This is a genomic window from Lactobacillus sp. XV31L (genome assembly GCF_059900865.1).
Genome location: NZ_JBWXGC010000029.1, coordinates 1 through 974 on the forward strand (window position 1 = coordinate 1; position 974 = coordinate 974).

Genomic DNA, 974 nt, shown 5'->3' on the forward strand with positions numbered 1-974 from the left:
GGTAAATTGTAAAATGAAGTTGAACACTTGCGCTGATTAGAAAATGAAAAAAGTCCATTGGACTTCTCTGATAGAATGTAATTACCAACCTAATTCTAGAAAGAAGTCTCCAATGAACTCGCTTAATTCTACCATATCTAGTCACCAAAAGGGCCAACATCTTGCCTTAACTGATCGGGTGACGCTCCAGGTTTTACGCAGCCAAGGCCAGTCCCTGCGTCAAATTGCCCGTGCCCTCAACTGTTCGCCCACCACGGTCAAGTACGAGCTTGAACGCGGCCAGATTTCTTTGTATCACGGCAAACGGTACCGCTACGATGCCCAAGCGGCGCAAAGACGCTACCAGATAAGGCACTTAAACTGCGGCCGTAAGCAAGCTTTTCTAGCCAAAACCCGTTTCATTAAGTACGTTGAACAGCACTTCTTCAAGCAGGGCTGGTCGCTTGATGCCTGCGCAGGTCGGGCCTTAGCCAGCGGCGCCTTTAACCGGGAAGAAACGGTCTGTACCAAGACGCTTTACCATTATGTAGAACGTGGTTTATTACGGGTTAAAACGACGGATCTGCCCGAGTGCTTAAGCCGCAAGACGAAAGCTAAACGAGTACGCCAGCATAAACGCAGATTGGGCCGCAGTATTAGTGAACGGCCTGCTGCTATTAACCAGCGCCGCGAGTTTGGTCACTGGGAGTGCGACTTAGTTTTAGGACATAAAACCAAAGATGACCAGGCCCTTTTAACCCTGTATGAACGCATGACCCGCAAATTCATGATTATCCCGATTAAGGATAAGACGGCGGCCAGCGTGATGGCGGCCTTTAAAACCTTACGCAGCCAATACCAGGAGCACTGGCACGCAGTCTTTAAGACCATTACCACGGATAATGGTTCTGAGTTTGCGGATTTAGCCCAGTTAGAAGAAGCAGCGCAGACGCTGGTTTACTACGCGCACCCTTACACTTCGTGCGAGAAGGGGG

General features: G+C 49.5%; 1 protein-coding gene. It reads left to right on the forward strand.

Annotation, left to right across the window (positions count from 1 at the left end):
- Window positions 1–112 precede the first annotated feature (112 nt).
- On the forward strand, window positions 113–974 hold an 862-nt coding region (locus AC2JF7_RS09015; protein ID WP_500728355.1), incomplete at its 3' end, for an IS30 family transposase.